This window comes from Neptuniibacter sp. SY11_33 (assembly GCF_047778025.1).
Classification (GTDB): domain Bacteria; phylum Pseudomonadota; class Gammaproteobacteria; order Pseudomonadales; family Balneatricaceae; genus Neptuniibacter.
In genome coordinates this window covers 1,241,351-1,258,884 of record NZ_CP180543.1, presented here as the reverse complement: position 1 = coordinate 1,258,884, position 17,534 = coordinate 1,241,351, and the positions used below count along the sequence as shown (strand labels likewise).

At 43.3% G+C, this 17,534-nt stretch carries 17 protein-coding genes and 1 pseudogene; 14 read left to right on the top strand and 4 right to left on the bottom strand.

Features of this window, described 5'->3' with window-relative positions:
• Positions 1-6: 6 nt before the first annotated feature.
• The 6 genes and pseudogenes from hemN to ACMXYV_RS05760 all read left to right on the top strand — a co-directional run bounded on the left by hemN (position 7) and on the right by ACMXYV_RS05760 (position 5,210).
• Positions 7-1,395: an oxygen-independent coproporphyrinogen III oxidase gene (hemN, locus tag ACMXYV_RS05785; RefSeq protein WP_415890822.1), complete on the top strand. Its 1,389-nt coding sequence runs from the start codon at positions 7-9 to the stop codon at positions 1,393-1,395.
• 71 nt (positions 1,396-1,466) lie between these two features.
• Positions 1,467-2,261 (top strand): annotated as a pseudogene (fnr, locus tag ACMXYV_RS05780) (fumarate/nitrate reduction transcriptional regulator Fnr).
• A gap of 163 nt (positions 2,262-2,424) precedes the next feature.
• Entirely contained in the window at positions 2,425-2,967 is a 543-nt protein-coding gene (locus ACMXYV_RS05775; RefSeq protein WP_415890821.1) for an adenine phosphoribosyltransferase, read from the top strand.
• A 184-nt stretch (positions 2,968-3,151) separates the two neighbouring features.
• The gene (gene rdgC, locus ACMXYV_RS05770) at positions 3,152-4,066 is read left to right on the top strand and encodes a recombination-associated protein RdgC (RefSeq protein ID WP_415890820.1); all 915 of its coding nucleotides are present in this window, start codon (positions 3,152-3,154) and stop codon (positions 4,064-4,066) included.
• Between the two features lie 93 nt (positions 4,067-4,159).
• Positions 4,160-4,651, top strand: coding sequence for a hypothetical protein (locus ACMXYV_RS05765; RefSeq protein ID WP_415890819.1), 492 nt, complete (start codon positions 4,160-4,162; stop codon positions 4,649-4,651).
• Between the two features lie 112 nt (positions 4,652-4,763).
• Positions 4,764-5,210 (top strand): pseudoazurin, encoded by a 447-nt coding sequence (locus ACMXYV_RS05760; protein ID WP_415890818.1) that lies wholly within the window; start codon positions 4,764-4,766, stop codon positions 5,208-5,210.
• Positions 5,211-5,253: 43 nt separating this feature from the next.
• Here the strand turns inward: ACMXYV_RS05760 and ACMXYV_RS05755 are convergent, their stop codons facing one another.
• Positions 5,254-5,895, bottom strand: a complete 642-nt coding sequence (locus tag ACMXYV_RS05755; RefSeq protein WP_415890817.1) for a rhodanese-like domain-containing protein — start codon at positions 5,893-5,895, stop codon at positions 5,254-5,256.
• An 89-nt stretch (positions 5,896-5,984) separates the two neighbouring features.
• Entirely contained in the window at positions 5,985-6,494 is a 510-nt protein-coding gene (locus tag ACMXYV_RS05750; RefSeq protein ID WP_415890816.1) for a DUF3087 family protein, read from the bottom strand.
• Positions 6,495-6,627: 133 nt separating this feature from the next.
• Here ACMXYV_RS05750 and queE point away from each other — a divergent pair, with 133 nt between their 5' ends.
• Positions 6,628-7,260 (top strand): 7-carboxy-7-deazaguanine synthase, encoded by a 633-nt coding sequence (queE, locus tag ACMXYV_RS05745; protein ID WP_415890815.1) that lies wholly within the window; start codon positions 6,628-6,630, stop codon positions 7,258-7,260.
• Between the two features lie 16 nt (positions 7,261-7,276).
• Here the strand turns inward: queE and ACMXYV_RS05740 are convergent, their stop codons facing one another.
• Entirely contained in the window at positions 7,277-8,092 is an 816-nt protein-coding gene (locus ACMXYV_RS05740; protein WP_415890814.1) for a bile acid:sodium symporter family protein, read from the bottom strand.
• Positions 8,093-8,720: 628 nt separating this feature from the next.
• Between ACMXYV_RS05740 and ACMXYV_RS05735 the strand changes: the two genes are divergently transcribed.
• The 7 genes from ACMXYV_RS05735 to ACMXYV_RS05705 all read left to right on the top strand — a co-directional run bounded on the left by ACMXYV_RS05735 (position 8,721) and on the right by ACMXYV_RS05705 (position 16,407).
• Entirely contained in the window at positions 8,721-9,893 is a 1,173-nt protein-coding gene (locus ACMXYV_RS05735) for a cation diffusion facilitator family transporter (RefSeq protein WP_415890813.1), read from the top strand.
• On the top strand, positions 9,890-10,507 hold the full coding sequence (locus tag ACMXYV_RS05730; protein WP_415890812.1) for a YigZ family protein: 618 nt from the start codon (positions 9,890-9,892) through the stop codon (positions 10,505-10,507). Before ACMXYV_RS05735 ends, ACMXYV_RS05730 begins: the two co-directional genes overlap by 4 nt.
• A gap of 395 nt (positions 10,508-10,902) precedes the next feature.
• Positions 10,903-11,931, top strand: coding sequence for a GGDEF domain-containing protein (locus tag ACMXYV_RS05725; RefSeq protein WP_415890811.1), 1,029 nt, complete (start codon positions 10,903-10,905; stop codon positions 11,929-11,931).
• A 383-nt stretch (positions 11,932-12,314) separates the two neighbouring features.
• Positions 12,315-13,082 (top strand): molybdate ABC transporter substrate-binding protein, encoded by a 768-nt coding sequence (gene modA, locus ACMXYV_RS05720; protein WP_415890810.1) that lies wholly within the window; start codon positions 12,315-12,317, stop codon positions 13,080-13,082.
• Positions 13,083-13,085: 3 nt separating this feature from the next.
• Complete coding sequence (gene modB, locus ACMXYV_RS05715; RefSeq protein ID WP_415890809.1) at positions 13,086-13,784, top strand: molybdate ABC transporter permease subunit; 699 nt, start codon at positions 13,086-13,088, stop codon at positions 13,782-13,784.
• Positions 13,777-14,862, top strand: coding sequence for a molybdenum ABC transporter ATP-binding protein ModC (gene modC / locus ACMXYV_RS05710; RefSeq protein WP_415890808.1), 1,086 nt, complete (start codon positions 13,777-13,779; stop codon positions 14,860-14,862). Before modB ends, modC begins: the two co-directional genes overlap by 8 nt.
• Before the next feature lie 81 nt (positions 14,863-14,943).
• Positions 14,944-16,407, top strand: coding sequence for an HD-GYP domain-containing protein (locus tag ACMXYV_RS05705; RefSeq protein ID WP_415890807.1), 1,464 nt, complete (start codon positions 14,944-14,946; stop codon positions 16,405-16,407).
• A gap of 12 nt (positions 16,408-16,419) precedes the next feature.
• Here ACMXYV_RS05705 and ACMXYV_RS05700 read toward each other — a convergent pair whose 3' ends face one another.
• Complete coding sequence (locus ACMXYV_RS05700) at positions 16,420-17,505, bottom strand: DUF1835 domain-containing protein (RefSeq protein WP_415890806.1); 1,086 nt, start codon at positions 17,503-17,505, stop codon at positions 16,420-16,422.
• Positions 17,506-17,534 lie beyond the last annotated feature (29 nt).

Below are 17,534 nucleotides of genomic sequence, written 5' to 3'. Positions count from 1 at the left end.
ACAGACGTGGATAACAATCTGATTAAATGGGATCTGGACTTGATCAAACGATACGACCTATCAGGTCCTCGTTATACATCCTACCCTACTGCTGTTCAGTTTGACCCAGAGTTGTCTTCTAGTGATCTAGTAACAACTGGGCAAAATTCTGCGGACATCAATGATCCGCTTTCTCTGTATGTACACATCCCATTTTGTGCGCATGTTTGCTATTACTGCGCATGTAATAAAGTGATCACACGTAACCGCAAAAAAGCACAGCCTTACCTGGACACACTTTATAAAGAAATGGCTCAGCTATCCAAGTGGTACAGTAATGACCGTAAAGTTACTCAACTACATTGGGGCGGCGGCACACCCACATTCATTAGCCACGAGCAAATGGTCGAGCTAATGGCTGAAATGCGTAAAAACTTTAACCTTCTCGATGACGATAGCGGTGATTATTCCATCGAAATCGACCCTCGTGAAGCGAGCCTTGAAACAATCAAAGTTCTACGTGAGATAGGTTTTAACCGTATAAGCCTTGGCCTACAGGATATCGATCCAAAAGTTCAGGAAGCAGTAAACCGCGTTCAGTCAGTTGAACAAACAGCAGCTATTCTTGAAGAAGCTCGCAGATTAGGTTTCCGCTCTCTAAACCTGGACTTGATCTACGGACTGCCTTACCAGACATTAGAAGGCTTCAACGCGACGCTAGATACTGTTATCGAGATGAATCCTGATCGTCTATCAGTCTTTAACTATGCACACCTTCCAGACCGTTTCCGTCCACAGCGCCATATCCAGGAAGAAACGTTACCAAGCCCAGAAACAAAGCTTGCGATTCTAGAATCTACGATCAACAAGTTACTTGATGCAGGATATGTATATATCGGTATGGATCACTTCGCTAAGCCGGATGATGAGCTAGCCATTGCTCAACGTACTGGTAAATTGCATCGTAATTTCCAAGGCTACACAACTCATTCAGAATGTGACCTTGTAGCTATGGGCGTTTCATCGATTAGCCAAATTGGCTCTGTTTACTATCAAAATGAACACGATATGCCTTATTACAGTGCTGCAGTTGATGGCAACGCTCATGCGATCAAGCGCGGTGTAAGTCTGACGCAAGATGACATCATCCGTCGCCATGTTATAACACAGCTCATCTGCCACTTTGAACTAGACAAAACAGCGGTTGAATCTAAATTTGATATTGCTTTCGATGAATATTTCGCCAGCTCCATTGCTGAGCTAGAAGCATTCATTAAAGATGGCTTGATCAGCATGAATGAAAAAGAGATCGTGGTCTCTCCATCTGGTCGTCTATTGATTCGTCGTATATGTATGGCATTTGACGCATATATACCAAAAGACCAGAGCTCACAGCGTTTCTCGAAGATTATTTAACTTTCCGTATTTACGGAAATATTACATAATCAGTGGGTAGCCATTCGATATAACCACGACAGGATCGCACTATGAGTGATAACAAGGCAACTGACGGAAAACTACGCAGTCTACAGCAGGTAAGCTGCAACACTTGTAGTCTGAGCTCTTTGTGTCTGCCCGTATCTCTGGATATGACAGAGATGGAACGCCTGGACAACATTATCGAGAAAAGCCGCCCACTGAAAAAGGGCGAGCACCTTTTCCACCAAGGCGAATAATTTGCTAGTGTTTATGCCATCCGCGTCGGCACAGTAAAAACTTACACAATCACAAACGAAGGTGAAGAGCAGATCACAGGGTTCTATTTCCCGGGTGAACTGGTTGGTATGAGTGGTTTTGATAACAACGAATACCCTGTATCCGCGAAGATCCTAGAAACCACAACGGTTTGTGAAATTCCTTTCGAGCGTTTGGACGAGCTTTCCGGTCAATTACCTGAATTACGCCGCCAACTGCTACGTACTATGAGTAAAGAGATCCGTGAAGAGCAACAGATGATGCTGCTCCTATCAAAGAAAAATGCTGAAGAACGTGTTGCTACATTCCTTGTGAAATTATCGATGCGTTTTAAAGCTCGTGGTTATTCGGAAACAAGTTTCCGCTTATCGATGTCGCGCAACGAGATCGGCAACTACCTAGGCCTTGCTGTTGAAACAGTGAGCCGTATTTTTACTCGCTTCCAGAAGTCAGAGCTATTACAAGTTGAAGGTAAAGAAGTTCATATTCAAGATCTTGAAAAGTTATATGAACTATCTGGAGAGTGCCCAGCTAAAGACACTGAAGAACCGATAACCGCTCAATGCGGTAAAGGTACTTGCGGTTAACCTCTACAAATAAAAAAGCACCGATTGCTTACGCAACCGGTGCTTATTTAGTCGCACAATTAAGTAGCCATCTCAATGTGTAACCCAACGCCTTTATTAAAGCGTTTGCCACGCGATAAAACATTGAGCTGCGTCAAAACCTGTTGTTTCTAAGGAGTTCTTCATGTCATATGACGAATGTTATGTGAAATCAGTTATTCGTACGATTCCAGACTGGCCAGAACCAGGCGTTCAATTCCGCGATATAACACCACTATTTAAAGATCCTAAAGCGCTTCGCATGATCTCTGATGCATTCATACAGCGCTATATTGATAGTGACATCACACATATTGCGAGTATTGATGCCCGAGGCTTTTTGATCAGCTCTATCATGTCTTACCATCTGAATATTCCTTTGGTACTCGTCCGTAAAAAAGGCAAACTACCGGGTGAAACCATCCATCAGGAATATCAGCTTGAATACGGTACAGCAGCTGTAGAGATGCAGACTGATGCAGTGACGGAAGGCGATCGAGTTTTGGTATTTGATGACCTGATTGCTACAGGTGGCACTATCTTAGCAGCATGTAGTCTTATCAAAGAGCTTGGAGCAGAAGTATCCGAAGCAGCTGCGCTAATCGATCTGCCAGACCTTCAAGGTTCTAGCAAAATCCAAGATGCGGGTGTACCTGTACATACCCTGCTTGCATACGCTGGTATCTAGGAGTACCGGCGAAAAAGCCTGACGGCAGTACACTCTAATCGCTGCCGTCAGTTTTATATCCCTCGTATTCCACCAGTTAACTTTCCACCTCTCTTTTATTTCAGCCAATTACAGATTTTCTCTTCCATCGAGTACAAATCTTGCCTACCATGCTCTGCCAATTTTTTCGTTTTCTGGAGCTGCTATGTGGTTTAAAAATGTAATTTTCTATCGCCTAACTGAAGCGTTTGAATACACTCAAGAGCAGCTACAAGAAAAACTAATTGAACACGCTTTTCATCCATGTAAAAGCCAAGAACTAAGCCGTTATGGCTGGGTATCGCCTTGTCACTTATTGGATGATGTTCACGCGCATCAGGTACACGGCATGTTTATGCTGGCTGCACGCAAGGAAGAAAAGATCCTGCCCGGTGCCGTTATTAAGGAAGCCGTTGGCGAAAAAGTTGCGGTCATCGAGCATGAACAAGCGCGCAAGGTATATAAGAAAGAGCGCGACCAACTGAAAGATGAAGTTATTCTTGACCTATTACCTCGTGCCTTCAGTAAATTCCAGCAGACCACCGCTCTGATCAACCCAGCTTCAGGTTGGATTGCTGTTGATGCTTCTAGCCATAAACGCGCGGAAGAGCTACTAAGCCACCTTCGCGGTACTTTAGGCAGCCTGCCAATCACACTGCCTGATGTAAACCAATCACCGTCTGCCGTTATGTCTCATTGGTTAGAGCAACATGAAAGTATCCCACAAGGCTTTGAAGTATTAGATGAGTGTGAATTACGTGATAACGTCTTAGAAGGCGGCGTCATTCGCATCAAAGGCCAACAACTGGAAGACGAAGAGTTTGTCGCCCACCTAGAAGCAGGCAAGCGCGTCGTAAAACTGGCTCTAGAATGGGATGAACAGCTCAAGATTACTCTGCAGGAAGATCTGTCCATTAAACGCCTGAAGCTCAGTGAACAGCTACAGGAAAAAATGGCCGACGAAGCAGCTGAAGATGAGATCGCTCAATTCGATGCAGATATGGTTCAAATGGGCCTAGAGTTCAGCAAGCTATTCCCAGCCCTAATTGAAGCCTTTGGCGGCGAAGCACAACGCCCTTAATTGTCGGCTAACTGTCCAAGCTTAATTTATAACTCTACACAACGAGTGGTAAGGTTATAAATTAAGCTTTCATAGCTAATATGGGCAGACTAAATGGATTACGCACCAGAATACACAAAGCGCGAGAAGATAAAGCTCATAGCCCTTTTTATGGGTTTAGGTGCAGTTCTCATAGCCGCTGGCGAGCTTTGGCTATTCCCATCTCTCACCCGCCTGGCAGAACAGCCTCACTGTTACAGCCTGTTTGGCCTCAACGGGGCTGATTATCTTTGGCACCTTTTACTGATTGGACTGCCAATTTCGATCTTCCTAATCCTAGCCATCGCTATGCTCCCTATGGCGATCAAAGGGTTAATACAAGCCCAATTCCCACCTAAGGGCTACAAAGTATTTAAACCGACACCTATTCGTAAAGGAATGAAAGGGCAGCTAACGGCTGGCCTCCTCGTGCTCGTAATTACTTCTCCCCTGTTTATCGCAATATATGGAGCCAATCAGTTAGATAAGATGCCTGTAATAGAGGCCCCTCATGATTCCACAGAGCTTTGCTCCCATACTCAAAACAATACCTTCACTAATCATTAAGCCCCTATAAATTTAGCGTTTATATAGTTCTAAATAAGCATATTTACCAACACCAGAAACTGATTTAATAATCATTATCACTTGCATTATCAAAGTAAGGAATAGCATAACGATGAATATTAAAACTTTAAGCGCGGGCCTAGCCCTAGCAGTTTGCGCAAATTTGGCTAGCGCAGCTGATCATACAGTCATGATGAAAAACTCAAGTCCTGACGGCTCCATGGTTTTTGAACCTGCCGTTTTAAATGTAGAAGTAGGTGATACCGTTACATTCCAACCAACAGATCCAGGCCATAACTCGGAATCAATTAGTAACCTAATCCCTGCGGGTTCGACAGGCTGGAAAGGCAAGATGATGAAAGAAGTTTCTTTCACAGTCGATAAAGAAGGTGTGTACGTATACAAATGCCGTCCACACGCAATGATGGCGATGGTCGGCGTTGTGGTAGCAGGAAAACCAACAAATCTAGAAGAAGTAAAAACCAATGCGGCTGAGCTAAGTGCTACTTTTGTGATGAATAAAGAGCGCTTAACGAACTATCTAAACCAAATTAAATAAGCGCTTTTTAAAAAATAGTGGGGAGAACCAATAACACTCCCTACTATTCCGAATAATAATCCCCCACCGTAGTCAGCCCTAAGCTTGTCCATGCTTGCATACCACCTCGATAGTAATTCAACTTATCTTCAGGATATTCTAACTCCAGCAATGCCCAGATAAAGGTCGGCGTCTGTCCACACCAATAACCGTTACAAAACGCAGCAAGTGTTTTGGCCTGACTAAAATCCCAAACGCCATCATTTTTTATTGCCCCAAGCTCTTCCAACGTTTCCGAAATAGTTTCAGGGTCTTTGATAAGTGTATATGGAATATTGGTACTACCCGGTATAGTCAAACGGTAATGCCAGCCCTCGGTACGAGTATCAACAATTAAAATAGAGCTATCTGTTTGAGCTTGCTGCAGATACTCAATAAATTCTCTTTCTCCAATAGTCTCCACTTCATATGGCTCAAATGGAAACATGGCCTGCGGTGTGCCACGTGAGGTCGTGAGATACAGTTCATGGATAGTATTATCCGGCTCTTGGTTTCGCTTAATCTCAACAGTCTCCCCTTCATGCTCAACCATAAATGAGAAAAGCTCAGGGGTAATCATCACCCTACTACTCTGTTCAGCAGCGAGATGCGATGAAAACAAGAAAATCATCCATACCAGAATAGACCGCTTAAATTGACTAAACATCGTAAAACCTCAACCCTTATAAATCAGATACAAAAAAGGAGCCTTAGGCTCCTTAGTAATATCAATTTATCGCGGAAATAAATAGCGTGTTATTTCATATCCAACAACATATCGATCGAATATTTAGACGCATCGGCATCTAAGGATAGCTTCTCACATTCAACCAAAAACTTATTTTCACGCTCTTTACTATCGCTGTAACCAAACTCGTTACCATCTAAGCTTTGCAGTTGCAGCGTAGCTTTATGATAGAAAGCTAGAACAATCGCTGCCGTAGCATCACCTTCTTTCAGACGCTCTTCCCAACGATGGCGATGATTTTGAATCTTTAATGCCTGCTTTTTTAAGTTCCAGCCGTAACGGAGTTCATCAAAATACGGTTTTTTAGCCACTTGGGTAAAGATAATAATGGAGATAGCTAAACCAATCAGTACCCCAATTAGGTTCACCATCATATTCTCGCCTTCGGCATTCCCATAGTAATGACGTAATACGGCACTCAAACCTAAACCTATCACCGCAAAAATCAAACTAAAAACGATAGCTACCTTACGCTGCTTTTGCTTATAAACAACTTTATCAATTTCTCTAAGTTCCACGAATGTACCCTATAACACTAGTTAACCTGTAGATTACATTACAGGCGTAATATGAACCGAATTAACTTGCAGTCAAAATCTGCCAGTGTAGACTTATCGCCTCGATTTTAAAGGCCCTTTCTACCACAATCTGATGTATTCCGTAAAAGAGATTTTCTATAGCTTGCAAGGTGAAGGTGCGCAAAGTGGACGCGCATCAATTTTTTGTCGTTTTTCTGGCTGTAATCTCTGGTCAGGACGCGAGCAAGACCGTGAAAAAGCTATCTGCGATTTTTGCGATACTGACTTTGTCGGTACAGATGGGCAGAACGGTGGCAAGTTCTCGACCGCAGCTGAGCTATGCCAGTTTCTAAAAAGCTTCTGGCCAACTCAGAACAACGAGAAGCCTTACATCATATTCACTGGTGGTGAACCTGCGCTGCAACTCGACCAAACCTTGGTGGATGAATGCCACACGAACGGTTTTGAAATTGCCATCGAAACAAATGGTACGAAGCCCCTACCCGACAATATCGATTGGATTTGTGTTAGCCCTAAAGCCGATGCCGAAGTAATTATCACCCAAGGCGATGAGCTTAAATTGGTTTACCCACAACCTTTAGCGCAACCAAACCAGTTCGAAACACTTAGCTTTACTCACTTTTATCTACAGCCGATGGACGGCCCTGCACGCTCAATCTACACAAAAGAAGTGATCGACTATTGTTTAGCCCATCCACAATGGAAGCTAAGCTTACAGAACCATAAAGTGCTAGGCATAGACTAAACCCTCTAGCACTCCTTTATACCACTGTTCTAGCCTTACGGCTTAAGACAGGCCAGTTCCGCCAAATAATCAGCATAAATGCTGGGATATTCATCAAAACCCCGTAAATCAGCGCGCTGGCAGACATCTCATCATTTTGCAAAATGGCGGAGGTAATAATTAGCGCAACCGCTGCATTTTGTATACCGATTTCAATGGCATAGGTCAGCTTTTGCTCTGACGCTAAACCCATGAATTTCGCAATCAAATATCCACTTAGCATAGCCACTGTGACTAAACACAAGACTGCAGGCGCAACCTGAACAAGATAACTTGGCAGTGTTCCCAAATTCGCCTTCACAATGCCTATCACAACAATGATAAGGAAAAGACAGGCCAACGCTTTAGTAAATACTTCCAGCTTGCGACAAATATCTGGCCATTTATAGTGAACTAACGCCCCAAAAAAAACCGGTACTACTGCTATCAGTAATAATTTAACGACGGTCTCTATAACCGGTAGACTCACCGCTGTAGAATCCCCTAACCAATAACTGATCGCTAACATAGTAAAAACGGGCATAGTAAAAGGCGTAATTAAACCCGATATTGCCGTTATACATACAGAGAGAACCGTATCACCCTTACATAGATATGTGATCATATTTGAAGTGGCTCCGCCTGGTGCAAAACTCAAAACCAAAATACCTACCGCCAATACAGCAGGCACTTGAAACAGACTCACAACCAAAAGTGCTAAAGCAGGCAGAAACAACAGCTGAGTGATAACGGCAACGCCAACAATAACAGGCCGCTGCCAGAGTAGAGAAAAGGCTTTGAGATGTAACGACATCCCTACACCAAACATTATTGAAAATAGAGCAACAGGTAATAATATCTGGCCTATTCCACTTGATCCCATTTACTTCTCTCCCAACCAAACAAATTAGACTAAGGTCTACAGCTATTAATTAGCTTTCAAAAGCGCCTTTTAATGTGGAAAAACAAAACTCCCTTAAAATATAGGGCCTTGCAAAGGCTACTCACATTAGCTGTGGATAACTTTGTGAATTAAGACTTTAAAACGTCATGAAACGCCCATAAATCAAGGCAACCCAATAAACTGATCATTTTTTAACCAGTTTATTTTTAATCCTTTAAAATCAACATCTTATATAAGTCAACATAACAATTTTAAATTTTATTATTGTTTATCGCACCCATTTAGTGCGCTTATTTGCCCAACAGTGAACAACATTTTTCTGTAATAAAACAGAGTACCAGCTACAGCCTAGTAATAACGGTAACCATCAAGCCAAATTCAAACAAGCTAGTTGCACCAAATATGAACTGAGCCAGATCAATAGCTCAGTAAAAAATCCCCCTAAACAAGATCTGGATTATCCAAGATAGATCAATTTTTTAATCTCTAACCTGCTAGGCTTTACAAGAGTGATCTAAACCTGATTTCTATGGACGTTATGCAAAGAACTGAACAGGAAAACAAAGCAGCAAACAGAGTGACCTGGATCGGCGCTGCAGTAAACGCCGTACTTGGTTTACTTAAGATCATTTTCGGGTTGCTATTTCATTCAGCCGCCTTAATCGCAGATGGTATCCACTCCCTTTCCGACCTGATTACAGATGTTATGGTCGTACTGATTTTAAAAATATCGGCTAAAGGTCCCGATGAAGATCACCCATGGGGACATGGACACTTTGAAGCCTTGGGAACTATTATTCTTGGCAGTATCCTAATTGCTGTTGCAGGGGCTATGGCTTACGACAGCACATTAAATCTGATCGAAGCGTCTGAGCTGCTACTGCCAGAATGGCCAGTTCTAGTAATCGCAGCATTATCCATTGCAGCCAAAGAGTGGATTTATCGCTACACACTGCAGATAGGTGAACAGATCGATTCAGCTCTCTTAATTGCTAATGCATGGCACAGCCGCACGGATGCCCTCTCCTCGATTGTTGTATTTATTGGTGTCGCAGGCGCTATGGCTGGTTATATTTGGTTAGATGCTGTCGCTGCACTGATTGTCGCCGTTATGGTCGCGAAGATCGGTTGGGATTTAAGTTGGAGCAATCTAAAACAGCTCCTAGGCACATCCATTCCCAAAGAAGATATCGACCGTTATAAAGAACAAATTCTATCGATTGAAGGCATCATAAACGTCCATAGTTTCAAAACCCGTACTATGGGTAATAAGCATGTTATGGAACTGCATATTCAAGTTGCGCCTCACCTGAGCGCTTCTGAAGGGCACTATATTGGAAACAAAGCTTGTCAGCGTTTGCAGGACAATCCGGAGATTGGGCATATTATCTTCCACATCGATACATATGATGACGAAAACCTCGATACCCTTGCACCGGAAACGGCATTACCTTCAAGGGCTGAAATCACCTTATCGATAGATCACTTTTTTACTTCTATTTGCCAAGAAGCAGTGCCATATCAACTCTCTCTTTATTATTATGGCCGCCATATTGATTTAGAAATACTATTAAGCCTTGAACGACTCCAACTTCTTCGCCAAAACGGTCACGACGAGGCCTCTCTGGTTGAGGGACTTAAAACGGAGTTAGCTAAAACTACAACTCCATGGCTTGGGACAATTTACCTAGCAGGCGGCATTAAGCAATGACAGAGTTTTACCCTCAAAAGCCCTACCTCAACCATGAAATTGAGATTAAACACAGCCGCTTTATTACTCATGTCGCTCACACTGCCGATTTAGAGAGTGCGCGAAACTTTATTACCGAGATTCAACAGCAACACCCAAAAGCAAACCATAACTGCTGGGCACATATTGCGGGTACACGAAGTTATCTACAATGTTGGAACAGCAGTGACGATGGCGAACCTAAAGGCACAGCAGGCAAGCCAATGCTGAACGTACTTGAACATAGCGACCTATGTGAAATCACCGTCGTGGTAACTCGCTATTTTGGCGGGATAAAACTTGGTGCCGGAGGACTTGTGAGGGCTTATAGCCAAGCAGTCCAAGAAGCACTTAAAGTTTTACCGACTGAGGAACGCATCCCGCTATTTCCATTCGACCTATATCTCCCCCATCACCTAGTAGGTGATATAGAGCAGTTATTAAATCAAGATCAGATCATTATTCTCGATAGAAACTGGAGTGAAGAACTTCATATTCAAGGGGAAGCCAGTGCTACCGCATTAGATCAGCTTAAGTTAAAGCTGACTTCGTTTAAGCATTTAACCCGTTACAAAGATGCTGATACCCGCTGGTAAGCCAAAATCCTTAGAAAGAGTGGCCCCCAATTTAATCCATTTGCTAGAACGGCTCAGGTTACGAATCTAACCCTATCATCCACCTCATAAAACTATGTTTAGAAATCAGCCACTTAGTACACAATACCAGAGTACATAGGCATTCCCCTCCAATAGGCAAAAGAAATAAATTTAAATTTACCGCAGAATTTCTTGAAGATTTAATAACCTCTGCCGATACTACTTTCAAAGGAATTAGGCCTCAGTAAGGGATTTTTTCTTCCTCAGCGGTTCCCAAATTCAAACAGTTGTTTTAAAGTTACTGAGTTGCCGATCAAAATATGAATTGTATTGATAATCATTTACAATTCATATGTAGTAGCGTTCGTTCAACCAGATAAAGCGATAGGGGAAGTATGAAGTTCGCTGAAAATAACAATCAAGCTGCCGAGTATCTTCGTCAGGCAGTGCCATTAATGGTTAAGCATAATATACCGCCTAACCCTCTTAATTATGCTCTATGGTATACCTACGTAAGCGATCGTGTGCCTGAACTTAATGTGCAACTTGATAAGACCCTAACGACATACGGAACGTGTCCTACCATGCTCAGCGAACAGCTGTTCCGTGAGCATATGATCAGAGATGAGATTAATGGTGCTGAGGATATACAGGCCAATCTGATCAGCCTTATTAATGACCTTCATGAACATGCAGGTAATGCTGCAGAGAAAACAGAAGGATTCAGTAATGTTCTTGAAGAAAGCTTAGAAGCACTTCACCAGCAAGAAGACGGTGAAGCTAGTCTGCCAATTGAATCTATCATTCATGCCCTTTCCGATCACACGAAATCGGTCAGCGAAACGGCTCGCAAATTTCAGGAAAGAATGAATGAAGCACAGGCAGAAATTCAATCTCTTAAAGAAGAACTAAACAAGACCCGTCAAGACGCAAGAGTTGACCCTCTTACGAATCTGTTCAACCGCCGCGCATTTGATGCAGAGATCAGTCAATTGGTGGGCGTGAATGATTCAAGTTTAGTGCTCTCGTTTATTCTTGTTGATATAGATCATTTTAAGCGCTTTAACGACACTTACGGTCATCTGATGGGCGATAAAGTGTTGCAGTATGTTGGTAAACTACTAAAAGAAGTTTGCCCAGAGCCAATGCTGCCTGTTCGCTTTGGCGGTGAAGAATTTGCAGTTTTAATGCCTCAAACCGATAAAGAAACAGCGGCACAGCTTGCCGAGCAAGTACGTCAAAAAATTCAAGCAATCCGAATTAAGCAGAAAAAATCTGGTGAAATTATCAGCTCAATTACCGCATCATTTGGTGTTTCCCAACTTACCGTTGGCGAAACATCTGAGCAATTGATTGAACGTACCGATAAAGCCCTTTACCAAGCTAAAGATGGCGGCCGTAACCAGGTTGTTATCTCCTCGTAAGATTTGAGTACACCTCATTCGCTGGAAAAAAGGAAAGTAGGAGCTACGTTGTAGCTCCGAAACCCCCAGTTCATCAATTACCTACCAATGCTTCATTCTGTATTTTGATTCGCTAAGTTTTAGCTATGTATCCGATAATTCAGCTTTAAAAACTAAAATCAATGACAATTCAAAAGCATTTCAGCCTTATGCATTATTAGAGAAATACATATCAATATTACTTTTCTACATCATCCTAGTTGATTTAGATTAAACAAAAAACCATATCAACAATTCAGTCATTTTAAATCTTTATAATTTCATACCTTTGCTTTATCTCAGCCCCGCAGTTGTATAGCATATTCCGCATCTTCCTAAGCTTGGTTAGTCTTGGATACGCCTTAATGAAGTCTAAGGTTTTATTTTTCTTATCTTGTTTTTACTTCACAACAGTTCAAGCAGAAGACAGAATTCACATTTTTGCAGCCACCTCTTTAACAGCACCGCTAGAAGAGCTGTCCGTCAATTTTAGAAATAAATACCAACATCTGCCTGCCCTGACTTTTGCCTCATCCTCGGTATTGGCACGACAAATTACTCAAGGCGCCCCAGCTCATCTGTATATTGCAGCAAACAAACGCTGGATGGATTATGTTGAACAACAAGGATCACTCCGACCTAACACACGGCAGGCTCTAATCAGCAACCGACTGGTTATCGTTGGAAACAAAGCTCAAGTAATTGCTCCGTTCCAATTTTCCGAAGCAATCAAAATTGATCAAATAATTGATCCGCATGCACGTATTGCTATTGGCGATACTAACCACGTTCCTGTGGGCATCTATGCGAAAGAGGCTTTGCAATCTGCCAACCTCTGGCAAGAGTGGCAAAGCTACTTTGCCCCCACCAACAGCGCACGATCAGCATTGGCTCTGACTGAGCGAGGTGAGACACCGATGGGTATTCACTACAGATCCGACATTGTAGATAAACCTCAACTAAACATCCTAAGTGAGATCCCAGAGGTAATGCACAGCCCAATCATCTATGAGATTGCTAAAATTGAGGGTAAAGATAATGCTAGCATCTCATTATTTTATAAATTTCTAATTAGCGAAGAGGCAAGCAAAGTTTTTAAACGTTATGGTTTCAAAACGCTGCAAGAAAAATAATCCATGTTCATAACAGAATACGAGTGGGCCGCCCTATTACTGAGTTTAAAAGTATCACTCACATCTGTTCTGTTTAGCCTACCCGTTGCGATTGGCGTAGCTTGGGTACTCGCACGAAAAAAATTCCCAGGTAAGACCTTATTAGATGGCATTGTTCATCTACCTTTAGTACTTCCACCTGTCGTTATTGGTTATCTTTTATTAATTGGTTTTGGCCGCCAAGGCTGGTTCGGAAAACCACTTTATGAGTTAACAGGACTTAGCTTCAGCTTCAGTTGGCAAGGTGCAGCATTGGCTGCCGCAATCGTAGCATTCCCGCTGATGGTAAGAGCGATAAGGCAAGGCTTTGAAGCAGTTAATCCGAAGCTTGAATATGCAGCCAGAACCTTAGGCTCCTCTCCCATCAAAGTGTTTTTCACCATCACTCTGCCGTTAACACTGCCCGGCATTTTAACGGGGATCATTCTGGGCTTTGCCCGTTCGCTGGGTGAATTTGGCGCCACCATTACGTTTGTATCCAATATCCCTGAAATTACGCGTACGATCCCGCTGGCAATGTACTCCTTTATTGAAACGCCAGGGGCGGAAGTCCAAGCGGCTCGATTATGCGCCATCGCTATATTCATCGCCCTAGCATCCCTCTTAGCTTCTGAATGGCTAACACGAAAAGCGAAACAGAAACTCGGGGGATCACATGCTTAAAGTTGCCTTAGACACCCAATTAGGTGATCTCAAAATGGAATGTGACTTTGAACTGCCTCGCAGTGGAGTTACCGTCATTTTTGGACGATCAGGCGCGGGGAAAACCAGTCTGATTAACTATATATCGGGATTACTTAAACCTCATCAAGGCCGTATTTCCTTAAACGGGCGTGACCTTACCAATACCGAAACCAAACGTTTTTTGCCACCAGAGAAGCGCAGTATCGGCTATGTATTCCAAGAAGCCCTCCTTTTTCCGCACTACAGTGTTCAAGGCAATCTACTGTACGGCTCGGAATACACTCCAGAAGATGAGAAATTTCAAAGTGTAGTTGAGATGCTGGATATTCAAGCGCTGCTGCAACGCTTGCCTAATACCTTGTCTGGCGGTGAGAAACAGCGGGTGGCAATCGGGCGCGCTCTGCTTTCAGATCCTGGCTTACTGCTGATGGATGAACCTTTAGCCTCACTTGATCTACCGCGAAAGAAAGAGCTCTTACCCTACTTGGCAAAACTCGCGAAAGAGGTCGAGTTACCGATTCTGTATGTAACTCATAGCCTAGAAGAGATCATCCAGCTGGCTGATTACTTGGTTTTGCTGGAACAAGGAAAGATTTTGCAGTTTGGTAACGTGGAAGAGGTTTGGTCATCTGAACAGATGCGCCCTTGGCTATCCGGTGATACCCGTAGCTCTCTTTTCAACGCCACCTTAGATCATCATCACCCTAGGCATGCAATGTCCTGTTTGAACATATCCCACAGCACTAAACTGTGGATGCGGGCCTTAGATATGCCTCCAGGTACGGCTTTACGTGTACGAATTAAAGCAAACGATGTGTCTTTATCTAAAGAGCAACCTCAGCAAACCAGTATTCGTAACATATTACCCGCTACAATCATGCAGATAGATGAAGAATCGTCGCATCAAATAGAGGTAGTTCTGAATATAGGAGGCTGCAAGCTATGGTCACATATAACGTGTTGGGCGTTAACGGAACTTAATCTCAAGGTTGGAGACAAAGTATATGCTCAAATCAAAGGTATTAGCGTAACCCAAGAAGATTGGTCTGGACTGTGACGGATTAATTTGTAACGATCACTCAATATTGCGAAGTAATGTTAATTTTATTGTCTTCTTATTTTCGTGTTTAATGGACTGATGACTACAACAAAACGCACCATAATCCACTACTTGATCGCGATGACGCTGTTCTCTATCTATGGCGTTCAAGTATGTCCGTTCTTAGATTCTCTCACCACCGCGCAACTGCTCTTGCCCATATTAGTGACGTTTATTATTCAGGGCAGCCTGAGATACCTGCTTGAAGGACAGATTCAAAAGCAACCGTTAAAAACCAAAGTTAGCTTCCAGTTCAAAATCGATCTTGGTTTGTTTATTGGTTGCTCAATTCTACTTGGCCTATTCAACACGCTAGTTTATGAATTCCCGTTTGAAAGCGCAGGCAAAGTGTTAGTTGGTATGGGCGTACTGGGTTACCTAATCTCTTGTGATCTAGCCCTGTTCAAAGAACATAAGCTAGCTCAATGTTTACAAGCGCAGAAAGAGCATTTAGAGCCAGATAGCTCTCCCTACCCGCTTACTAAGAAATTCACTTGGTTTGCAACAATCTGCGCTATCTCAGTGATAGGTGTTGTGTTCTTAGTGATCAATAAAGACTTGGAGTGGCTGATTCACACTGGCGACAGCATTCCACTGGAAACCTCTCAACGCTATATCCTGACGGAAATCGTGTTTGTCGTCGGTGTAGTCATGGCTTATATTTTAACTATTATTTTAGGCTATGCGCGTAACCTCAAGTTCTTTATTCAGGCAGAAAACAGCACGCTCGAACAGGTGTCCCTAGGCGAGTTAAATACAGAAGTGCCGGTTACTACCAATGATGAATTTGGTTTGATGGCACTGCATACCAACCAGATGATCAATTCACTGGCGCAACGTACACGCGAGTTAAACGTAACTCGTGATGCCAGTATCTTAGGATTAGCTAGTTTGGCGGAAACCCGCGATAACGAAACCGGCGGTCATATTTTACGTACCCAAAACTATGTACGCGCCTTAGCGATTAAGTTACGCCAGAATCCTAAGCACGCCGATTACCTAACATCAGAAACAATCGAACTACTTTATAAATCAGCACCACTTCACGATGTCGGTAAAGTCGGTATTCCAGATAGTATTCTGCTCAAACCAGGTAAGCTGACAGATGAAGAGTTCGACATTATGAAGCAGCACCCGCAGATTGGGGCTGATGCTTTAGAAGTCGCAGAGAACCAACTGGGTAGTAACTCATTCTTGAAAATTGCCCGTGAAATCAGCTTAACCCATCACGAGAAGTGGGACGGTAAAGGCTACCCTAGAGGCCTACAGGGCGAAGAGATCCCGCTATCAGGTCGTCTAATGGCCGTAGCTGATGTTTATGATGCCCTTATCTCCAAACGCGTCTACAAACCGGCGTTCAGTCACGACAAGGCTAGAGATATTATCGTGGAAGGTAAAGGCAATCACTTTGATCCAGAAGTCGTCGAAGCCTTTTTAGACTTAGAAAACGAGTTTAAAGAGATTGCCGCTCAATACAGCGATGAGAATACCATTGCCGCATAAGCCTTAATAAGCTTATGCGTGTAACGAAAACTTCTTATGCTGTTGATCCCACAACCATAGGTTATCGTCCGTAATCTCGACACCACCTCGCCATAACCCGTAATGATTTCTTTGCTGCCAGTGGCGGATACCTTGAAGTGCCTCTGCACCTGCTGCGGTGAGCGAATAAACTTCCGACTCACCTTCGGTCACACTCACGTAGGGTTCTTCCGCCCCGATCAAGCGATCCAACTCATGTTTAACCGATAAGTCACCCATAAAAGGATCCACTTCTAATCGCTGTAGATGATGGAAAATTCGCTGAAAAGTTGCCGGGCCTGATAGTATTTCGTAATAACGACTTTGCGCAGTCACACCTTCGGGTAGTCTGCCATGCTGCTCCAGCAGCGCTAGATGTACTTCCAATGCAGGTAACTCATCTGGCGCTTTTAAAAGGGTAAGGAGAAGATAGGTCTGGGTTAAAGTTAAACCCGTTTCTAAAGCCGGAAATTCACAGCAAAAGCGTCTTAATGCCTTTTGCATATAGGGCCAACCTTTTACCTGTTCAGCTGCATATTCGGCTAATCGCTCAGGGCTGGCAGCGGTTAAAGCTGACCATATATCAGTTGCTGACTTGAGTTGTTCAGCAGTGAGTGGCTCTCGCCCTGGATAGAGGCCAACCAACATATCCGGGGTGAGGTTACCGAAGCCATGAAAGAAAGGAACAGCAGGATGATCATCAATACAGATGATAGAAAGCTTCGGTAATTGATTAAGCGGAGAATAAAGGTGCTGACAAACATCTAACAACTGCAACTGATCATAGAGGTCATGTTCAAACCAGAGAACGATTTCATCAAATTCTGCGGCGCGTGCTAGCACTTGATCACGCTCGGTAAAATCCTTGGCAACTAGCGTTTTAGGATCATCAATATCTAGATCACTGCTCTCTAATAGATCCGTCACAAAGTTGATCCGCGCTTCACGATTTAACGCAGGTTGGCTTAAAACTGGGCCATCATGTAACAAGTCCCGCCAACATAATACTTCGCCTTCAATGCCGTCTGCTTCCTGCAGCATATCCCCGGCGCAATCGCCATTTGTGATATGTAACTTCACTCTCTACTCCTTGAATGATTAATCAGTGA

Coding starts and splice junctions, on each gene's coding strand:
- ACMXYV_RS05765 (WP_415890819.1), top strand. CDS start 4,160: ATGGATTACGCACCAGAATACACAAAGCGCGAGAAGATAAAGCTCATA.
- ACMXYV_RS05760 (WP_415890818.1), top strand. CDS start 4,764: ATGAATATTAAAACTTTAAGCGCGGGCCTAGCCCTAGCAGTTTGCGCA.
- ACMXYV_RS05725 (WP_415890811.1), top strand. CDS start 10,903: ATGAAGTTCGCTGAAAATAACAATCAAGCTGCCGAGTATCTTCGTCAG.
- queE (WP_415890815.1), top strand. CDS start 6,628: ATGTATTCCGTAAAAGAGATTTTCTATAGCTTGCAAGGTGAAGGTGCG.
- modA (WP_415890810.1), top strand. CDS start 12,315: ATGAAGTCTAAGGTTTTATTTTTCTTATCTTGTTTTTACTTCACAACA.
- ACMXYV_RS05730 (WP_415890812.1), top strand. CDS start 9,890: ATGACAGAGTTTTACCCTCAAAAGCCCTACCTCAACCATGAAATTGAG.
- ACMXYV_RS05735 (WP_415890813.1), top strand. CDS start 8,721: ATGCAAAGAACTGAACAGGAAAACAAAGCAGCAAACAGAGTGACCTGG.
- ACMXYV_RS05705 (WP_415890807.1), top strand. CDS start 14,944: ATGACTACAACAAAACGCACCATAATCCACTACTTGATCGCGATGACG.
- modB (WP_415890809.1), top strand. CDS start 13,086: ATGTTCATAACAGAATACGAGTGGGCCGCCCTATTACTGAGTTTAAAA.
- ACMXYV_RS05740 (WP_415890814.1), bottom strand. CDS start 8,092: ATGTCGTTACATCTCAAAGCCTTTTCTCTACTCTGGCAGCGGCCTGTT.
- modC (WP_415890808.1), top strand. CDS start 13,777: ATGCTTAAAGTTGCCTTAGACACCCAATTAGGTGATCTCAAAATGGAA.
- ACMXYV_RS05755 (WP_415890817.1), bottom strand. CDS start 5,895: ATGTTTAGTCAATTTAAGCGGTCTATTCTGGTATGGATGATTTTCTTG.
- rdgC (WP_415890820.1), top strand. CDS start 3,152: ATGTGGTTTAAAAATGTAATTTTCTATCGCCTAACTGAAGCGTTTGAA.
- ACMXYV_RS05775 (WP_415890821.1), top strand. CDS start 2,425: ATGTCATATGACGAATGTTATGTGAAATCAGTTATTCGTACGATTCCA.